Origin of the sequence: Clostridium tetanomorphum (assembly GCF_017873215.1) — a bacterium.
Classification (GTDB): Bacteria; Bacillota; Clostridia; order Clostridiales; family Clostridiaceae; genus Clostridium_AO; species Clostridium_AO tetanomorphum.
In genome coordinates this window covers 118,591-137,987 of record NZ_JAGGKA010000008.1, presented here as the reverse complement: position 1 = coordinate 137,987, position 19,397 = coordinate 118,591, and the positions used below count along the sequence as shown (strand labels likewise).

Genomic DNA, 19,397 nt, shown 5'->3' with positions numbered 1-19,397 from the left:
AATTTATTTAAAGACAAAAACTTTGCAATTTCCTTTAACTGTTTTCATAAAAGAAAATGAGCCAATATAGTTACTAAATTTACCTAATAAAATCTTTTATTAACATTAAAAAAATACTATACTTAATGAATGGAGGGATTTATATATGAAAAAGAAAGATATACTTGAGTTAAAAAAACGTTTAAAAAAAGAACAGTGCACCTTCACTAAATTGTGTGGTTGCTATGTTAATAGTGAAAAAAATATTATTTTAAATTTTAGAGAAACCTTTTTAAATTTAGAGGAGGATGAGTACTTTAAGTATTTAGAAATTGCTAAAAAAGTCCTATCTGGAACTATTGGCAATAATATTTTAGAGCTTAACTTTCCACTTGATGAAAATCTTGAAAATGAAAAACAGATTTCTCTTATTAAGCTTAAAAAAAGCCAATTAAAGGATGATGCTCTACTTCAGGATTTTTATAACTCCATTATAGATTGCTATGATTATACTGGTAATTTTTTAATACTAGTTTTTCATGATGCTTACGATGTTATTACCAAAACTACTGATACTGCTAAAATAGATGAATCTGAGGAAGTATATGAGTATATTCTATGTGCAATATGTCCCGTTTCACTTTCAGATCCTGGACTTAGATACTTTGAAGAAGAAAAGAAGATAAAGGCACGTATTAGAGATTGGGTTGTGAATGCTCCAACCCTTGGCTTTGTGTTTCCTGCTTTTATTAACCGTAGTTCAGATGTTAACTCTATTATGTACTACACTAAAAATGCAAAAGATCCACATCCTGAACTGATGGAAGAGGCTCTAGGTTGTTCTTCAAGACAAACTGCCACTATCCAAAAAGAAACCTTCCAAACAATTATTAAAGATTATATTGACGCTGATGAAAAAAAAGCTGAAAAAACTTTTATGGAAATACAAGAAAACCTAAATAATATGATAGATGAACACAATGAAATATATGATGATACAGATGCTGAACCTATAACCTTAACACAAAAGGATATACAAAATCTTTTAATAGAAAGCGGAGTTCCTGAAGAAGCTACCACTAAAATTGAAAAATCTTATGTAGAAAACTTTGGTGAAGACTTGCCTTTAGCAGAGAATTTAATTGACTCAAAAGTACTTAAAGCAAATGCTCAAAGAAAAAAGGAAGAACAGCTTGAAAAAAAAGTAGAAATGCTTCAAGCTAGACTTGAGCAAGTTAAACAAGAGGGGGCTATAGATAATGAAGCTGACCTGTCTACAGAAATTAATGATGATAATGTGGTCTTAGAAGAAGCTGAGGATACAAATTCAGAAGATAACAAAATCACTTCTGACTATGACGTTATACTTCAAGTAAAGCCTGAAAAAATACCTGAAATAAAATCTCAGATAATTGATGGTCAAAAATGCATAGTTATTCCTATTAATGAGAATGAACAAACCACAGTTAATGGCTTAGACCATTTGATTTAAGTTATATAAACAGATTTCTAAGCTTCAGAAGGAGTTTTACTCCCACTGAAGCTTATTAACAGACTTCTTAGGGGTTTTACTTTTTAGAAGTCGTTATACTTTATCAGAATAAAATTTTAAAGCTTCTCCAATAAATTTAGATGCACCACTGCCATATTTCTTATCAATTACTTTTATAAAAGTAGAATTTGATAAATAAAGTTCTGCCATGTAACCCCAATAATTTTCTCCCTCATCTACTTTGTAAACTTCCTGATTTTTTTTACTTTCATCTGATATTTCTTCAACAATTTGTTGAATCTCCTGTGAATAAGGATCTTTACTTAAATCAGATACAAGCTTTTCATATAGTTCTTCTACTTTAGGCTGCTTAGTTTTCGAACAATTTTTTAGAGCTTCTCCGATAAATTTAGATGCACCTTGGCCATATTTCTTATCAACTGCTTCTATCCATTCAGGATATACCAAATAAATTTGTACCATGTAGTACCAATGATCATCTCCATTATCCATTTTGAAAGCTTCATAATCTTTTTTAACTATATTAATTATTTCTTCAGCAATTTGTTGAATCTCCTTTGAAGAAGGATCTTTACTTAAGTCAGTTGTAAGCTTTTTATATAATTCTTTTAATTTAGGATGCTTATCGTTAAGAAAATCCTTTTTAAACTTATCATATTGTTCTGATAAATTTATCATATCGCTATTAAGATTTTTCTTTACAGCTTTAGCATACTTCTCAATACTTCCATATTGCTTTATAGCCATTTTAGCAATTTCATCTTCCTTAGATTTACATTTTTCAATAAATTCATTATATTTATCTACACTACCATAAATTCTAACTACCTTATCTTCGTGTTCTTGTTTAAATTCTTCCAATACATTATAATATTCGCTCATATCAAATTCTTTAAAATTCATTGTACTTTCTCCTTTTAATGTTTTATTTATAAGCTTTATTAAACCATCCAATCTTTTGCGTTTTAACATAAGCAACTTTTTTTGGTTTTTTAGAGCTTCCATTTTATCAAAGTATGGACTGGACATTATCTCTTTAACATCTTTTAAAGGTATATCAAGTTCCTTAAAAAATAAAATCTGTTGTAAGGTTTTAAGATCTTCATCGTCATAAAGTCTATATCCTGCCTCTGTAACCTCACTTGGTTTTAATAATCCTATTTCATCGTAATAATGTAGTGCGCGCACACTTATTCCTGTCAAATCCGAAACTTGTTTTACTGTTCTCATTACTACACCTCAAAGTTTGATTTTAGAGCTTACAATATTATTTAATAATCTGCCGGCTAAGAATCACTTGATAATATCTTTAAGCTCTATTTTTATACTACACTATAACGTGGTGTTAGAGTCAACACTCTATAAAAGAATTTATTCTAAATCTTCTTCTAAAAACAAAAGAAGAAGGAAAATCGCCTCCATCATCTGGATTTGGTTCTCCTCCATTTGACATAATTTTAAAGTACAATTTCAAACATGATTATTTTTACTAGTACTAACTTTGGATGATTTTCTTTTCTTTTTATTTTTTCTCTCTTTTTTATCTCTCAAATAATTATATATAGGATAAGGTGCGTCTATATACTTTTCTGCCTCTTCATATTTATTTTTTGGTATTGGAATTATTAATTTTTTTAAATCCTTATATTCTAAAGCCCTTATATTATCAATTTTTCTTGATGTTTTACTTGGCACTGCATAAGTTATTTCAATATTTTTATCCCTTATCTGTTTATTTTCCAATTCACTTTCACACTGTATATTGAATCTATAAACTTGTTCATTAGCTATAGCCATTCCTTTAGTAATGGTAATAGTACAGTTTGTAAATATTAAATGATCTATTAAACTTATAATTTCTTTTAAAACATCTATTAAAAATACTACTACTATCACTACCATACAAATCACTATATATGGAACTATTTTTTCAGTACCTCTTAAATTTATAATATTATGTAGTTCTAATGCCATAATTGTTATTATTAAAACTATTGTCATGGCCTTTAAATGACCCTTCAAATCATTAAAAATATTAATTTTAAAATTTTTGATGACAAGCTCTCTCCATTCACTTTTTTCATACTTCCATTCAATATAAACTTCCTCATTATAGTATATCTTCTTATATTTAAAAGCCTTCCTAATATGATAAATTGATATTATAAGGAGTGGAATTACTGAAAGCATCATAATGGTTGCACAAACAACAATTCCTATTTTTCCGTGATCAACCTTACTATCCCAATTTATCAAATTACATTTTGTCACTAAAAATACTCCTAAACTCATCATTAATGCATTAGCAAAATATAATATGGAAATTCTTATCTCTCTTGAACTTACCTTCATTTTCATTTCCCCAATCTTATCACTAATAAACAGAATTCTTAACTTCAGAAGGAATTTTTATCCCTTATCTTAAAATTTCTATTAGCTTCTGTATTTTCTAATACTTTAAAAGAAACAGAACCATTTTCTGATCTATTTGTCATTACTTTTACAGCAATTGATTTTGAATACCTAACAGCGTCTTTATAAGAATCCCATTCATAGATCCCCTGACACTCTCCTGTATTATAATCTACAGTCCAATACTTAGTCCTAAAGCCTTTAAATCCCTGAAAAACCATCATAGCTTTTCTTGAGAATCTAATATTTTCTTCAATAGTTACTCCATCTGGCTTAAACCTAATAATAAATAATCCTTCAGGTTTTCTATTTTTATTAAAGAAATGTTTAATTATGACTCTTCTAAAAACTGTATAAACTTTCCCATCCTCCATTGTAATATTCTTGCCAATGTCTTCTTTTGAATAATTAACTCTTCCTGTAATAAACAATAATAAATTTCTTATAAAACCATAAATAGGATTGGTATATAACACTACAATCATCCTCCATCTTTATATACATTAAAATTATTTATACTAATATAGTCCACTTAGTATAAATATATTTAAAAAATTTATATTTTTCTTACTCCATCCATGAGACAATTAAAGGCAACTGATAATTTTTTTGTTATATCCTCACCTTTTGTACCACTTTTTATAAAATATAATACTAAAGCTTGAAGCATTTCAAACATAAACTCTTTGGTTATATCGCTCCTTATTATTCCTTCTTCAATGCATTTACCAATGAAGTCTATTACACTTTTTGTTATTTCATCTTTATGACTTCGTACACTTTTTTCTATAGCTGGATACTCTATAAATATTTCCTGCATTGAACTAGTACAATATTTATTCAATAGAATGGGAAATAGGACTACAACTTTTTCTAATGCAACCAAATGATTTTTTTCATTAATAATGACACTTTCTATTTGTTTCTGTACACTTCTAATGTTTTCAATTACTATCTTCTCAATGAGAATTTCCTTTGAACTTATTATCTTATATAATGTATTTTTGGCTAAACCTACTTCCTGAGATAATTGATCCATATTCCAACCTTTAATGCCTCTTCTAAATATCAAGTCAGTAGTTTTTTCTAATATTCTTTGTTCAATATTTACATCATTAAATTTCACAAATTCCACCACCCTTTATACTATAATAGCATAAACAGTATATACTGAAAACATGTTTTTAGTATAAATTTATTTCTTATAATATAATTTTTTTGTTATGTTAACAACCAATAATCTAGTAACATCAAGACTAATAAAAGTTTACGCCATTTATGATAAGGTTCACCGTAACGAGTATAACGTAGAATCTAATATTAAATTATTTAAGCCATTCTTTCTTCCATTCTTCCAAGTAATTAATATTACTTGATGATGCACGATATTTTACTAAGCTAGATTTTGGGGCATATTTATGTGCTTCTTCATAAACAAGTAAAAGCGGGGTATCGACTTTTCCATATCTTCTTTTCATATAATATCCATACTCAAACAGAACTCTTGATATCAAAGATACCGTTATACTTAATACATCAAATGGAATACCACTTAAATCAATTAAAGTTACATTTTTATATCCTTCATAATTTAATGACCGTAGATGGATGGCTAGGTCGGTTTTGAATATTTTATCCTCCTTGGGCTATTGGTGAATTATCTCACTATAGCTAAGGGGGTGGTATTGGATATGCTAGAACTAACTATAAAAAGTTTTGTTACTATTTATATTATTAAATTAGTTTTACAACATAATCTTTTTATTTCTAAGTTAATTATCAAGGTTAAATTTCTTGGTATTCATATAGAACTTAGTGGCAAAAAGAAAAAGCACCCATCCGGAAAAGAATAGTGCTTTCATCTCTTAAATTCACATAATAAATTTTATCCAATAGCCCTAAAACAAAATAAATGTCCTAAGAATTAGCTTAGTGTTCTCAGCACTAAGCTTTTCTTGCTAGAATTCTTAGAAATTTTATTCCTTTAGAATTCTGCACTCCTTAGCCTCGCTAAGGAGTTTCATTAATATTACTATATCAAATTTTTATAAAAAATAAACATCTATATTTTTTTATTTAAAAACTCTAATTTCATCAAACTACAAATTTGAGCTTATCTACCTGTACAAACTTTAGCGTTATTCCAACAGAAATTTTATTCTAGAATCATTTTTCACAAAATCAAGAGTTTTGTCTTTTTTAATTGTGGATTTTACTAATCGTTCATATTTATCTTTATCCCAACTGTTGGTTACATGAAATTTCATATGCTTATATAATTTTGACTTCAGGGAATCATCCATGCTACTTGCTTCATTTACCATATTTATAATCATTTCTATGGCTTTTTCTTTATCCTGTCTAAGGCTATAAATCTCATTTACTTATGGTATGGTTCACCTTTCATAATCCTAAAGCATAATAAAATGAAAAACTGTATTAGATTTCTTTAATAGCTCATATATATTCCTCAATTTCATTTGTGGAGTTGAAGTGCGACCTTTGAAATCCACTATAATATTAATACAAGTATATAATTAAGAATTATTGGGAGTTTTAAATAACTTACTATACAATAAGCAATAATATTTATGGTAAAATTTTCATAAATTCATCAATAACTCTGTCAACACTTAAGCTGTCCATATCATTAATCCATTGTTCTGGAATAGCTATATATTTACATGTACTTTCTTTACTTTTTAAATAATTATATATTATATAAGCTTCATCTATTTCGTTCTTACCAATATTAACTGAACTTTTCAAAGTATCACTGAAATAGGATATAATATTACTTTTAAATTTATGCTTTAATTCATTAATACTAATATTGCTAAGCTTATACTTTTCACTAAACAGCAGTTTATTATATCTTATCAAAAAAAACTTGATTTCTTCATTATTTAGAAATTCTACCAAAACAATATTTTTATTGGCTTCTATGAATTTAATAATTTTTGCAGTACTTACTAAATGCTTTACTGCTTTTATATAATCTCTATATTTGGCTGCACCTTCAAAATCAAGATTTGCAGCAGCAACATTCATTTCCTGTTCCATTTCATTTAAAATAGTTAAATCCGTGCCACTAAGCAATTTTATCACTTTTTCTACTAAAGCAAAATAATGGTCAGTAGAAGGATTAGCTGTGCACATACCAATACACAAGTTCATGGAATACTTTAAACAGCCTAAAGCCTTTCTAGAACCATTAGTACATAAAATTTTACTATGTTCTTTTATACCGTAAATGGCTTTTTCTACAGTATTTTTATTAGTATAAGGTCCAAAATAAAGCCCTCCATCAGAACTGTTAGGCTCACTATGGATTTCAATATCCGGATATTTCTCCTTCATTTTTATTTTGATATAGCAATAACCTTTTGGACTTTTCATTTGTCTATTATATATTGGTTTAATTTCTTTGATTAATTTACATTCAAGCAATAAAGCTTCAAATTCTGTATCTGTTAGAATATAATCAAAGTCCTTAAGATTTTTCACTAGTTTTATTACCTTTGGAGAATGAGATTTAGAATTTATGAAATATGATCCAACTCTATTTCTTAGATTTTTAGATTTTCCTACATAAATAATAGTATCTATCGAATCTTTCATAAGGTATACTCCTGGTGAAGAAGGCAGTTTTTTAATTTTTTCTTTTATATTCAAATTTATGCTCCTCCTAAAGGTAAATATTAATTACATTATAAGGACTTCCATAATGATAGTAAATTCGTCTCCTTTCAGAGATGCAGAAATTTGTCCATTCATTTTTTCTATTAATCCTTTTGCAATTGATAGCCCTAACCCAGTACCTTTTCCATTGCGGGTTTTATCTGCCATATAGAATCTGTCAAAAACTTTCTGCACATCTTCTTTGCTTATGTTATCCACATTGTTGCTTACTTTTATAAAAGTTTTGTTTTTCTCAACCTGTAAGCTTATTGAAACTCTATCTTTTGCATATTTTACAGTGTTACCAAGCAAATTTTCAATAATACGTTCAAAGGCTTTTGCATCGCCTAAAATATATACATTTTCTTTTGGGATTTCTACTGTTGGATTTATTCCTTTGTTCATGAAATCCGCATACTTTCCTAAAACCACTTCTTCTACTATTCTATTGATATTTATTTTCTCTGACTGCAGTTCATAATCCATAGACTCGATTAATGATAGCTCATAAAAATCATTTAACAAGTTTTCAAGGGATTTTGCTCTTTTCTCTGCAATAACTACATACTCATTTTTTTCAGCTTCACTTATATTATCTAACTTCAGAAACTGAATATATCCTATAATGGAAGTCAAAGGAGTTCTTAAATCATGAGATATATTGGCAATAGTTTTTCTTAAGTCCCTTTCTAGCTTTATTTTACTCCCCTCGCTCTGTTTTTTTAGTTGTATTATTTCATTTATTTTAAGGGTTAACTTTTCAATCTTTTTATTTAATAATCCTATAGTTAATTTACTATGAGTTTTGTTTTCATTAATATCTGTAAGCTGATTTATTAAACTTTTTATTTGCATATCTGCATAAAATGTGCGAAATCCTAAATATACCACTAGAATTGATAATACTAAGACTAAGTAAATCATGCCATTTCTCCTTCTCATAAACAGAATTCTTGGCTTCAGAAAAAGTTCTTACTCTTACTGAAGCTTAGGAACTTAGCTTATCTAATCACATAAGTTAAGTATGGTCAGTTAGTGTCTATATATCTGACCTTTTAAAAATATAAATTCCTAAAACTGTACTTATTAATATAGTACATAAAAATGCCATTATGGATTGCATCTTTTGAATCTCAGTTACTTCTTCTGCAAAAAACGAAGATAATTGCATATAAGGATATTTATCAAGTGCCCATCTCAAATTGGGCTTTTGGACGTATATAAGATTTAAAAGTCGGTTTATAAAATCCATCCCCATTATTATAACGCACCCTGCTACTGGCTTTCTCACTATAAAGGAAACTAAAACTGCCATACTTCCAATTGCTGTATGTGCAATCAATGCCATGAGAAATATTTTTACCATAAATAAAAATGAGCTTGTAGTAAACACTTCTCCAAAACCATTTTTATGAGTATTAATAATTGTTATTATTATTGGTGCTATAAAAGTAATGATATATATTCCTATATAGGCAGTTATAGCTTTTGATAGATATATATTTCTTCTCTTATGCCCATAGCTTATTAGATTCTTTATATATGCTGATGTAAACTCGTTGCAAACAACATCTACCGCAAATACCCCTATTGTTATTCCTGAAGAAAGAGATAATTGAAGGAAAAGCATATAATTAAAAGTATTCTTTCCATTAGTGATGCCCAATCTTTGTGAAAGCAGATATACTGGAATTGCTTGTAGTAAACTTAGAAAAATAAAGAAATAAAATAATTTTGAAGCTTTTAATTTTCTTAGCTCCATCTTTAACAAATTAAGCATCTCTGCTCCCCCCAACCATTCTTGTGAAGTAACTTTCAAGATCATCTCCCATAGGCATAATCTGCTCAACGGTTATTCCTTCATTAACTAGAATTTCTGTTATCTTCCCAGTGGAATCTACATAATCATATAACTTTATCATATTACTTGGTAGTACCACAAAATTCTTTGTGTTCAATTTCTCACTTATTACTACAGAAGCCTTAGCAGTGTCATCTACCTTTATGTGAACATAGTTTTTACACTGTTCTTCTAGCTCTTCTAAGCTTATCTGTTTAATTAGTTTTCCCTTATGAATTATGCCATAATAATTTGCCACATGATAAAGTTCGCTTAATATGTGGCTTGATATAATCATTGTAACTTTATATTCCACATTTAATTTTATCAATAAGTCCCTAATCTCTATTATCTTAATTGGATCTAACCCATTTATAGGTTCATCTAAAATCAGAAATTCTGGTTCCCCTAAAAGTGCCATGGCTATGCCAAGCCTTTGCTTGCTTCCTAAAGATACTTTCTTTACCTTTTTATGCTTTAGTTCAGCTAGTCCAACTATATTTAAAAATTTATCTATAGAATCCTCTCCTGGAATTCCCTTTAGAATTCTACTAAGATTCATATTTTCATATACAGTTTTATTGTCATAAAGTGCAACTGTTTCTACTAATGCACCTATACGTCTCCTATTTGCTTCTATTTTATTCTTCTCATGGTGGCCAAACAGTTCTAGACTTCCACTGTCTGGCATAACAAGACCAGTTATAATCTTAAGTAAAGTACTTTTTCCTGCTCCATTTAACCCTACAAGACCATATATCTGTCCTTTTTTTATTGTCATATTAATATTATCAAGAATTTTATTTCCTCTGTAGCTTTTGGTAACTCCATTTACTTTTAGTACACACTCTTTCATTAACTCAATATCTCCTATGAAATCTAAATTTGCTTTATGTAGACACTTAATTTATACATCTACAACACTTATATGTTTTTCTTATTAATTATAACAAAAGTTATGATTAATGCTAGTACTCCATACAATATCATTACAAAAGCTTGCTGAAAAGTATACATGCCTGCCTTAAAGCCAGTATTTGCTATGAAAAATGGTAGATTTTCAATGGCCCTTTTTACAAATAAACTTTTAGTTGAAGCCATTGCTTGACCTAGTACTGCCAAGCTTAAGTCAAAATGTAGTGCATAAATTATTAACCCTGTTATAATACCATTTGAAGTAATAGCAGATACTAAAAGTGTAAAGCTTCCTAAAGCAAAGGTATAAATAGTAAAAGTCATAACACTGTTTACTGTTCCTTTAAAGGAAAACCCACCAAATATTATTGACACTACTATATAAAAAACACAGCATACCAAACCTGTAGCCACAAAACTCATTAACTTTGAAATTATTATTTCAGTTCTGGTAAATATTCCTGTGAAGATAGTTTTATCTGTTTTGTTTTCAAATTCTCTTGTTAGAGAAACACTTAAAGTTACCAAAATAATATAAGGTAGCAAAGAGAGCAATGCTACAGCAGTACCTTTTATAGCAGCTTTTGGGTAATTTAAAAATAAGATTTCTCCCTCAATGCCCACTAATAAAAATCCAAGCAGCATTGATAAAGAAATAATTGTACCTTTAAAAAATCCCTTCATTTTCATATCTAAAGTCAAAACTTTCATAATTCTTTGCAAAGTAAACACATCCCTTATTTAATCTCTCTTTTATTAATTATTAAAGTGGCTATAGACAAAAATCCAATACCCCATAGAAGATTTATCAGTATAGCTTGTGGATTAAAATCCCACCCTGCCAGCTCTACAGCATTGTAAAAAGGTGTGGCAATATAAGCTATAAACTTAGTTTTCAATTCTGGCTTTCTATGGACCATTGTAACTATTGCTGAAGTAAAAAAGTTTACCATACCAAAGAAAACAATATAAAATAAAATGTTTTTACTGTCATTAAAGGCTATAGAGGCTATTAAAAGCATGAGGCCTCCCATAGAAAAAAGAATAACAATATAGTTGATAAATATTTGAACATGATTAACACTTAAAAATCCATTAATCCCAATAGTTTTATGAAGAATAGCTGAAACAATTATATTATTAATTTCTAGAAAGAAGGCAAAGACACATCCCCATATAGCTAAGGATATTGCCTTTGAAATCATAATCTCAGTTCTACTGAATACACCAGTAAAAACTGTTTTTGTAGTGTTATCTTTAATATCATCTCTTAATAGTGAAACAGCAGCATAAAGCATTATTACATACATAAATCTTCCCATCTCAAAACAATACAAATCAAGATGATACTTTTTAGAAATGGCAAAAACCTATAATAAAGGATAAGCAAAGGCACAAGCTATACCAAATAAAAATATTCTTGAAAACATCTTATTCTTTACATTTAGCCAAGATAGCCTTAATAAATTATGCATTTTTTTCATCCTCCATAACCTTTAAGTATGTTTCCTCTAAGCTTTCCTTTACTTCATAAACACCTCTAAGAGGTATGTCTTTTTTAGCTATACAAGAGGTTAATGCTTCAATTTCATTATTTTTCAATACAACCTGTAAGCTATCTTCTCCTGTAACCTTATAATCTGTTTTTCTTTCATTAAAGAATTTCTTTAAATCATCAAGTCTGCTAGTAACAAAAGCCATAGTCGAAATATCCTTTTGAACCTTCTTTAAGTCTTCTACCTTAATAATTTTTCCCCCTTGAATAAAGGTAACTCTATCACACATTAATTCAATCTCGGATAATATATGGCTTGATATTAGTACAGTGGCGCCTTTTTTTGCAGCTATATACTTTATGAATTCTCTAAGTTGTGGAATTATCGCCGGGTCCATACCGTTAGTTGGTTCATCTAGTATTAATATTTGAGGATAAGCTAATACCGCTTGAGCTACGCCTAATCTTTGTCGCATTCCTAAAGAATAGGTTTTAACCTTTTTATTAAGATAACCTTCTATGCCTAATCTCTTAGCTATCTCTTCAATTTCCTTCTTATCCTTTAAGCCTGAAATCTCTGCAAAGAATAATAAGTTTTCGTATCCAGTCAAATTTGGATAAAAACCAGGCGTCTCAATTGCACATCCTATTTGTTTTGTATCATGTTTTCTATTGGTTCTAATATTTTCATCACCTATGAAAATATCGCCATCATAGTTTTTTATAAGCCTTGTTATTATCTTCATTATGGTTGTTTTTCCAGCTCCATTTGGTCCAACAAGCCCCATTATCTCCCCAGGTTCTAAGGATAAATTAATATTATCTAAAACCTTCTGCTTTCCATAAAACTTATTTACATTTTTAATACTTAATACTTTACTCATAAATATCCTCCTTATTGCCAAACCTTATGTTCTAAGTTTATAAGAGGAAAAATAAAAAAACTTAAAGAAATCCTTAAGAAAACCTTAAGTTCATTCTTTAAGTTTAAATTATAGCTTTAATTTATAGCCCATTCCCCAAATGGTTTCTATATATTCTTCTTCTTTGTTGCATTTCTGCAGCTTTCCTCTCAGATTGCTCATGTGGACATTTACAGTATTGTCATCCCCCATATATTCTTCTCCCCACACACTTTCAAACAAGTTAGCCTTTGAGAAAACCTTTTTCGGATTGCTTAGAAACAACTCCAATATTATAAACTCCCTAGCAGTAAGATTTACCCCATTCCCATTAACTAAAACCTCTTTGGTCTCTTTATTTAATGTAATATCCTTAAAGGATAAGCTGTTCCTGGATTCACTGGCCATGCTATTATCTTTTGAATATCTTCTTAGATTTGAATTTATCCTTGCGGACAATTCGTCTATATCAAAGGGTTTAGTAATATAATCATCTGCTCCCATATTAAGCATTTCTATTTTATCCGTCTTATCAATCCTTGCAGAAATCACTATAACTGGCATGTCCATAGTTTTTCTAATTCTTGTCAATAACTCTTTACCATCCATACCAGGAATCATTATATCCAGAAGAACTAGATTAAACTCAGTACTCTTTAAGTGAAGCGCTGCCTCTGTACCTGAATATGCTTGTATAGCCTCATATCCATTTCTTCGCACTAAATTAGTCAGCATATTATTTATGTCATTGTCATCCTCCACCACTAATATTTTTACTTTGTTTATACTATTAATATTATCTAACATGCATTTACACCTTCTGCTTCAATTTAATTTTCTTATCTACTTCTTTATCCTCACATATAGCCCCTACAAGAATACCCTTATCTATATATGATAGAGCTTTTTCTAAAATCTGATTATTTTCTTCCTTTTATTAATATATAAAAAATACCCTGTTCAATAAATTCTAATTTAACAAACCTTATAGCTATAATATATTTCTATTATAGCTATATCTCCATCATACATTCAAGTGACTCTTCTTTTTAATAGACAGTCCTAATTATCAAAAGAAAAACCCAAAATTGTATTCTCATTTCTTGAGTATTCTCTCTAAACTTCCGATATCTAATAAATTCACCGTCTCAAATTTTCCTTTATAAAACACACCATAGTTATTAAAAACACAAGGCAATTCCTTTGCTTTTTGTAGTATATCCACTTGAATTAAAGATACAGGAACATCATTCATTTCACAATACTGTTTTATCTTCTCAATGTTTTGATAGATATAAGGGCATTGCATATCATAATAAATTATTAAATCTTTACATTCAATTTCTTGTTTTTTAGCATTTTCTGTGAACTTTGGTGTTGTTCCATCAAAAGAAAGTGCAAGTAGTTCATATCCATTATCGGTAGTATCAACAACCTCAAAACCAAACTTCTTCACAAATGATTGATCAGAAAGCCAATGTTTTTGTTTCTTTGCTCCCAGCATGCAAATACCTGATTTACCCTTTTCTCTTGCATCTGCCAAACAATACTCCATTAGTGATTTTCCATACCCTTTTCCTTTATAACTACCGGAAACCCATAAGCAATATATATAGTAATAGTTATCGCCAGTTATAGGAACCCAAGCTATTTCAAGAGGAGCATATTCAATAAAAACTATTGCCTTTTCATTTAACTTTCTAAAAACATGCCCTTCATTTAGTCTATCAGAAAGCCATTGTCGTTTTTCGTCAATACCTTGATGAGGTTTTCTACTGCGTATAATACAGCATAAATGTTCATTAGCAAGATTTTCTTTTGTTAAGTTAACAAAATCAGTACACATATTTTAATTTTCCTCTCTTCCAAATTCTAACATAGATTTAGAAAATCTATGTTTAAGAAATCATATTTACTTCTCCATATATTTATATTGTGTCCTAGACGAAAACTATAAATTATATTCATAATAAATATCCTATAGGATCATTGACAATAATAAACTTGAGATCATATTGATAAGTATATGTGAAATCATAACTGGTATAATGCTCCCATTACTTTTTCTATCCATAATATATCCAAATGTATATCCTAAAAAAAAAAGCATTTATAATTCGTACAATGATATCTACTAAAGATGCTGAACCTAGTGTTACGAAATGTGGCAATGCAAACACAAGAGCTTGAGCGACATTTCCCTTTGAAAATCCAAGTTTTTTAATAAGTTTCTTTGCAACAAATCCCCTAAAAAAGATTTCTTCTGCTATTCCTGTTTTCAAGCCGTAAAGCAAAAGATAAATGAAAAATGTTATTCTTGTGAAGTCATGAGTATCAACAATACTTCTGCCACTATACCCTAATTTGATTACCAAAACATTAGTTGATAATGTTATTAAGTAAACTGTAGTAATAACAAAAATTGTCATAACAAGGTTAATTTTATGAGGTTTATAAATACCTATTGAATAAACAAATCCTTTTACTGTTTTTTCTCTAATTAGATACCATATAAAAGGTATAATTGAAAACAATAAGATATTAAGTATAGTACCACTAATTTCATTAATAAGTGCATTGATTTCGTTCATATTCTTCCACCTTTCTACATATATATCCACTACTACCAATTAATTATAGCACATATTAGGGATATTATGGTAAATCCTCATATTTACTATGAAATACAAATATATAGCTTGACCACAAGTAAAAATATAAGTAATAAATTGGGGATTTGTCTGTTCTCGCAATTTTTTATTTGCCCAAAACAATCAGATTTCCTAAGACTTGAAAGCCATTTTTTTCATAGAACTTACAAGACGGATAATCTCTTTCTGTATTTAGTATCATTCCTTCTACTTTTTCATCATATAATAACTTTTCTATATCTTTCAAAAACAGACTACCAATACCTTTTCCTTGAAAACCATCCCCTATGCAAAATTCATCTATGTAATACTCCATACCACAAATCCACGGCTTTTTCATTCCTACACTTAATGCTACAACTTCTTTATCTATTAATCCTATATATCCTAAAAAATAATTATTTTTCATATGATTTATGAAAAAATTCTTTACCTGTTGTCTGGAATCATATTCATCATTCCAGGGGGCTCTTGAAAATGTATCTATAAATAAATCTACACATTCTTCCAAATATTCTTCTGATAACTTAATTACTTTTAGTTCCATTGTACACCTCAACTTTTCTTTCAAATTATCAATTTGTCTATGACTTAAAAATTATTTCCCTCTTTTATTATAACATATTTTGTTAATTTATCATTACTTGTGATACGGTATTTCCACATATGTAATCAACCTTAATCAAGTCATATCAATACCTAAACTAAAAACCTCACTTATTTATGGTACGGTTCACCGTAACTACTGTAAGTGAGGTTTTTCCATAGCCTTTTCAAATGACCAACTACAATGTTCTATTACCATAACTATTAATACAACTTTAATTTATTATAAAAATTGTTCTATTTCCATATAACCCCTTCTGGCATTATTTTCATAAGGCATCTTTCATTACCCATTTTTATACTTTTTAATAGCTCCACATCAACTTTACACTGAAAAGCTTCTTCAAATAGTACTTTACTATACCCAGTAGTACATTGACACCATGCATCAGAATCTAGCCTATCTACATCTGCAAGCATTGGGCATGGACAAAAATTAAATTGTAAATATAGATCTCCATTTTCATAAAATAACCCTGCATCTTTTGCTTTCTGTAAATTTCCAAGCTCCTCTAAACTTGATGATAATTCCATTAGTTCCTTCACTAATTCTAACTTCTTATCCATTCCATATCCACACTGACACTTCATTCTAATCTTCTTAGTAGTTACCTTATCAAATTTGCTTTCTAATCTCTTCATTGTAGAATTTACCCATATAGCATTATCCTCTGATTTACCACTTTCCTCTTTTCCATATACAACTTCCTTAGCAATCTCTTCATTGCTATGATTTTTTACAGCTTCATAAATAACATGCTCTTGGATTTTCCTTATATCAAACATAAAATTCCTCTTTTCATAACTTTATTTAGTGATAGCTTTGTCACTATCCTCATAATAAAGGAAATCTTACTTTTTTACTTCTGAATTCTTGCTCTATTTAATAGCAATACATAAATCCATAGCAACATGATTATTTTTTCTATCAATATTGTGGTAAATGCCTAATCCATATCTTTCATCCATTTTATATCCACTACGTGGAAGCCAAATGTTAAAAATCCCCTGGAATGTGACAAAAATATCATGTATAAATCCATTAAACCGATAAACTGCAAATTTGCCACCTTTTATGGTTGTAACATTTTCGAGCTCTACATCTTCGTTAGCAGTGATACATAAATCATATATGCATTTGTCTAATTGGGTAATAGCTGGATCATCATAAGATTTTTCAATCAAAAGTGTATCTGCTTTAATATATGTTTTGTACCGTTCCATAAAACTATACCAATTAACTCCTATATCACTATAATTTCCAATATATCTTTCATAAATCACTTTAAAATCAGCTAGATTTTGTATAATAATCTTCTCATCATAATATTCAAAAGACTTAAAAATATTATATTCACTAGGATAAAATGGATTAGCAACACCTGTTGAATTCATAGACTTTCTAAATTCCACTGGACAAATACTATACTGCTTGCTAAAGGCTGAACTATAATTCGAAGAACTGTATCCATAATTAACTCCAATATCAGTAATAGTTTTATCTTTTTCAACCTTAAGACTTACTGCACTTTGATCCATTTTTATACGTTTGATAAAAGCATAAATACTTACTCCTGTTTCCTCTTTAAACATTCTGCTAAAATGATATTTTGAAAAATTACAGTGATTAGCAACATCTTCAATAGAAATATCCTCATCTATATGCTGTAAAATATACTGAATACCTTTATTTATCAAAGACTTTTTAATTATCATTTTAGTCCCACTCCCCTAAATACTTTTTACATAGTTACTAATGATTCTATTTTCCTAATAATTTTATCTCCATTTATAAATAATATTACTAAAAATGATAATTTTCATCAATAACATTGATAATAGAAAATATAATCTTACATAATATATATTAAATAATGTTATTATCATATAGGAATCCAGTATCGCTCATTATTTCATCATAAGTAGCGTCTCTAATGATTGAATGGTCTTTTGAAAATACTATTGCTCTTTTAAATATTCCGTTTATGTATTCAAAGTCATGTGTAGAACATAAAATAGTTTTTCCAGCATTATTTATGTTAATCATGAATTCTTTTAAAAACCTTTTGGTTCTAGGGTCCAGTCCATTCATCGGCTCATCAAAGATATATACATCTGGATTTAGAACCACTACAGTGGCTATTGATACTTTCTTCTTTTCTCCACCACTCAAATGATATGGATGTCTATTCCTTAATTCCTCAATTTTCAATAGTTTTAAAGTGTCATTTACTCGTTTTTCAACTTCTTCTTCACTGATTCCCATTTGTCTTGGTCCAAATGCTATTTCGTCATAAACATTGGAACAGAAGAGCTGTACTTCTGAATTTTGAAAAACAAAACCTATTTTTTTATGAAATGCTTTTGAAAATTTTTCCTTCTGTAATTTCTTATAAGTTATTTCTTCGCCTTCAAAAAAGTATCCCCCTTGCTGTGGAGATATTAAACCATTAATCAATTTCATTAGCGTAGACTTTCCACTGCCGTTTACCCCTATCAAAGCAATAGCTTCACCCTCCTGAACATATAAATCTATATTTTTTAATGCTTCAACGTTCTTGTCATATGAATAGGAAACATTTTTTATATCAATCATAAAATCACACCCTATCAAAATAAAAATATGTTATTATAAATAATACATTAGCTAAGATACAGATATAATCAGCTAATCTAAATTTAAATTTGTTATATACTTTATATTCACCTGTATACCCTCTGCATTCCATTGCTCCATACATTTCTTCTGCTGCTTCCTTTGACTTTATGAACATCGTTCCCACTATTCCTGAAAGAGATGCACTCTTATTATCACTTTTACCAACAGATCTTAATTTAAGTGCATAAACCATACTTAATGAAAACTCTCCTAATACCATGATATACTTTATTGTTATATCAAGTACAAAAATAAACATGTCAGGCACATGAAATACTTTTAAAGCTCTTATTAGGTCATTCCATTGGGTTGTGCAAGCTAATATATTAACTGATGCAACGGAAACTAAAACCTTTAAAGTAATCATTAAAGCATTATTACCGTATCCCAAAAAAACTGATGGTAATAGAATAATTAAAGTAAATATTGCTACTACGAAACTAACTTTCAATATATATTTTATTTCATTAATACTTAAAAAATTAATTAATACAAGCAAAAATACATTACTAATTAAAACAAAAGTAAAGCTCTTAGTCAAAGAAACAAAAATAATTAACACAAATGTTGTAATAAGTTTAAGTACTGCATTAATCCCAAGTTTATTAGCTCTATATTCTGTTTGTAATCTAAATCTTGTAAGTACCTCAAACATAGATAGGATGCTCTTATTAATAAAAGCATCCTTATCTTTTTGAGGTATATAGTTATCTTTTTTTAAAAGCCATTCTGGCATTTATAACA

Annotated in this window: 23 protein-coding genes and 1 pseudogene; 2 read left to right on the top strand and 22 right to left on the bottom strand. The window is 28.8% G+C overall.

Annotation, left to right across the window (positions count from 1 at the left end; translation table 11 throughout):
- The first annotated feature begins 145 nt into the window (after positions 1-145).
- Positions 146-1,471 carry a DUF4317 domain-containing protein gene (locus J2Z24_RS09925; RefSeq protein WP_035151380.1) on the top strand — a complete coding sequence of 442 codons (1,326 nt, stop codon included), beginning with the start codon at positions 146-148 and terminating at the stop codon, positions 1,469-1,471.
- A gap of 93 nt (positions 1,472-1,564) precedes the next feature.
- On the opposite strand, the gene J2Z24_RS09920 is transcribed toward J2Z24_RS09925, so the two are convergent.
- The 5 genes from J2Z24_RS09920 to J2Z24_RS09900 all read right to left on the bottom strand — a co-directional run bounded on the left by J2Z24_RS09920 (position 1,565) and on the right by J2Z24_RS09900 (position 5,382).
- Positions 1,565-2,722: a MerR family transcriptional regulator gene (locus J2Z24_RS09920; protein ID WP_035151379.1), complete on the bottom strand. Its 1,158-nt coding sequence runs from the start codon at positions 2,720-2,722 to the stop codon at positions 1,565-1,567.
- A 240-nt stretch (positions 2,723-2,962) separates the two neighbouring features.
- Complete coding sequence (locus tag J2Z24_RS09915; RefSeq protein WP_035151377.1) at positions 2,963-3,844, bottom strand: hypothetical protein; 882 nt, start codon at positions 3,842-3,844, stop codon at positions 2,963-2,965.
- Between the two features lie 44 nt (positions 3,845-3,888).
- Positions 3,889-4,380: a hypothetical protein gene (locus J2Z24_RS09910; protein WP_035151375.1), complete on the bottom strand. Its 492-nt coding sequence runs from the start codon at positions 4,378-4,380 to the stop codon at positions 3,889-3,891.
- Positions 4,381-4,460: 80 nt separating this feature from the next.
- Positions 4,461-5,030, bottom strand: a complete 570-nt coding sequence (locus J2Z24_RS09905; RefSeq protein WP_035151374.1) for a TetR/AcrR family transcriptional regulator — start codon at positions 5,028-5,030, stop codon at positions 4,461-4,463.
- A gap of 199 nt (positions 5,031-5,229) precedes the next feature.
- Positions 5,230-5,382, bottom strand: coding sequence for a hypothetical protein (locus J2Z24_RS09900; protein ID WP_206538620.1), 153 nt, complete (start codon positions 5,380-5,382; stop codon positions 5,230-5,232).
- A gap of 213 nt (positions 5,383-5,595) precedes the next feature.
- Here J2Z24_RS09900 and J2Z24_RS09895 point away from each other — a divergent pair, with 213 nt between their 5' ends.
- A complete protein-coding gene (locus J2Z24_RS09895; protein ID WP_162175688.1) occupies positions 5,596-5,757 on the top strand; it encodes a hypothetical protein in 162 nt (53 codons plus the stop codon).
- Between the two features lie 285 nt (positions 5,758-6,042).
- Here the strand turns inward: J2Z24_RS09895 and J2Z24_RS09890 are convergent, their stop codons facing one another.
- The 17 genes and pseudogenes from J2Z24_RS09890 to J2Z24_RS09815 form a co-directional block, all read right to left on the bottom strand.
- Positions 6,043-6,207, bottom strand: coding sequence for a hypothetical protein (locus J2Z24_RS09890; protein ID WP_244983372.1), 165 nt, complete (start codon positions 6,205-6,207; stop codon positions 6,043-6,045).
- Between the two features lie 286 nt (positions 6,208-6,493).
- A complete protein-coding gene (locus J2Z24_RS09885; RefSeq protein ID WP_035151368.1) occupies positions 6,494-7,579 on the bottom strand; it encodes a UvrB/UvrC motif-containing protein in 1,086 nt (361 codons plus the stop codon).
- Between the two features lie 30 nt (positions 7,580-7,609).
- The gene (locus J2Z24_RS09880) at positions 7,610-8,509 is read right to left on the bottom strand and encodes a sensor histidine kinase (protein WP_035151365.1); all 900 of its coding nucleotides are present in this window, start codon (positions 8,507-8,509) and stop codon (positions 7,610-7,612) included.
- Between the two features lie 115 nt (positions 8,510-8,624).
- Positions 8,625-9,365, bottom strand: a complete 741-nt coding sequence (locus tag J2Z24_RS09875; protein ID WP_035151362.1) for an ABC transporter permease — start codon at positions 9,363-9,365, stop codon at positions 8,625-8,627.
- On the bottom strand, positions 9,358-10,281 hold the full coding sequence (locus tag J2Z24_RS09870) for an ABC transporter ATP-binding protein (protein WP_035151360.1): 924 nt from the start codon (positions 10,279-10,281) through the stop codon (positions 9,358-9,360). Before J2Z24_RS09870 ends, J2Z24_RS09875 begins: the two co-directional genes overlap by 8 nt.
- A 68-nt stretch (positions 10,282-10,349) precedes the next feature.
- Positions 10,350-11,063 (bottom strand): ABC transporter permease, encoded by a 714-nt coding sequence (locus J2Z24_RS09865; RefSeq protein ID WP_035151358.1) that lies wholly within the window; start codon positions 11,061-11,063, stop codon positions 10,350-10,352.
- A 14-nt stretch (positions 11,064-11,077) separates the two neighbouring features.
- Positions 11,078-11,650, bottom strand: a complete 573-nt coding sequence (locus J2Z24_RS09860; protein ID WP_241392952.1) for a hypothetical protein — start codon at positions 11,648-11,650, stop codon at positions 11,078-11,080.
- 157 nt (positions 11,651-11,807) lie between these two features.
- Complete coding sequence (locus J2Z24_RS09855) at positions 11,808-12,719, bottom strand: ABC transporter ATP-binding protein (RefSeq protein WP_035151355.1); 912 nt, start codon at positions 12,717-12,719, stop codon at positions 11,808-11,810.
- Positions 12,720-12,827: 108 nt separating this feature from the next.
- Complete coding sequence (locus tag J2Z24_RS09850) at positions 12,828-13,544, bottom strand: response regulator transcription factor (protein WP_035151353.1); 717 nt, start codon at positions 13,542-13,544, stop codon at positions 12,828-12,830.
- Between the two features lie 52 nt (positions 13,545-13,596).
- A pseudogene (locus tag J2Z24_RS21400) lies at positions 13,597-13,668 on the bottom strand (glutamine amidotransferase); the annotation flags it as partial.
- Between the two features lie 165 nt (positions 13,669-13,833).
- A complete protein-coding gene (locus tag J2Z24_RS09845) occupies positions 13,834-14,583 on the bottom strand; it encodes a GNAT family N-acetyltransferase (protein WP_035151351.1) in 750 nt (249 codons plus the stop codon).
- A gap of 220 nt (positions 14,584-14,803) precedes the next feature.
- Entirely contained in the window at positions 14,804-15,328 is a 525-nt protein-coding gene (locus J2Z24_RS09840; protein WP_035151348.1) for a CPBP family intramembrane glutamic endopeptidase, read from the bottom strand.
- Between the two features lie 166 nt (positions 15,329-15,494).
- The gene (locus J2Z24_RS09835; protein ID WP_035151345.1) at positions 15,495-15,935 is read right to left on the bottom strand and encodes a GNAT family N-acetyltransferase; all 441 of its coding nucleotides are present in this window, start codon (positions 15,933-15,935) and stop codon (positions 15,495-15,497) included.
- A 296-nt stretch (positions 15,936-16,231) separates the two neighbouring features.
- Entirely contained in the window at positions 16,232-16,780 is a 549-nt protein-coding gene (locus tag J2Z24_RS09830; RefSeq protein ID WP_035151341.1) for a DUF6144 family protein, read from the bottom strand.
- 93 nt (positions 16,781-16,873) lie between these two features.
- Positions 16,874-17,710 (bottom strand): AraC family transcriptional regulator, encoded by an 837-nt coding sequence (locus J2Z24_RS09825; protein ID WP_035151338.1) that lies wholly within the window; start codon positions 17,708-17,710, stop codon positions 16,874-16,876.
- A 151-nt stretch (positions 17,711-17,861) separates the two neighbouring features.
- A complete protein-coding gene (locus tag J2Z24_RS09820) occupies positions 17,862-18,590 on the bottom strand; it encodes an energy-coupling factor ABC transporter ATP-binding protein (RefSeq protein WP_035151336.1) in 729 nt (242 codons plus the stop codon).
- 4 nt (positions 18,591-18,594) lie between these two features.
- Positions 18,595-19,389: an energy-coupling factor transporter transmembrane component T gene (locus J2Z24_RS09815; protein ID WP_035151334.1), complete on the bottom strand. Its 795-nt coding sequence runs from the start codon at positions 19,387-19,389 to the stop codon at positions 18,595-18,597.
- Positions 19,390-19,397 lie beyond the last annotated feature (8 nt).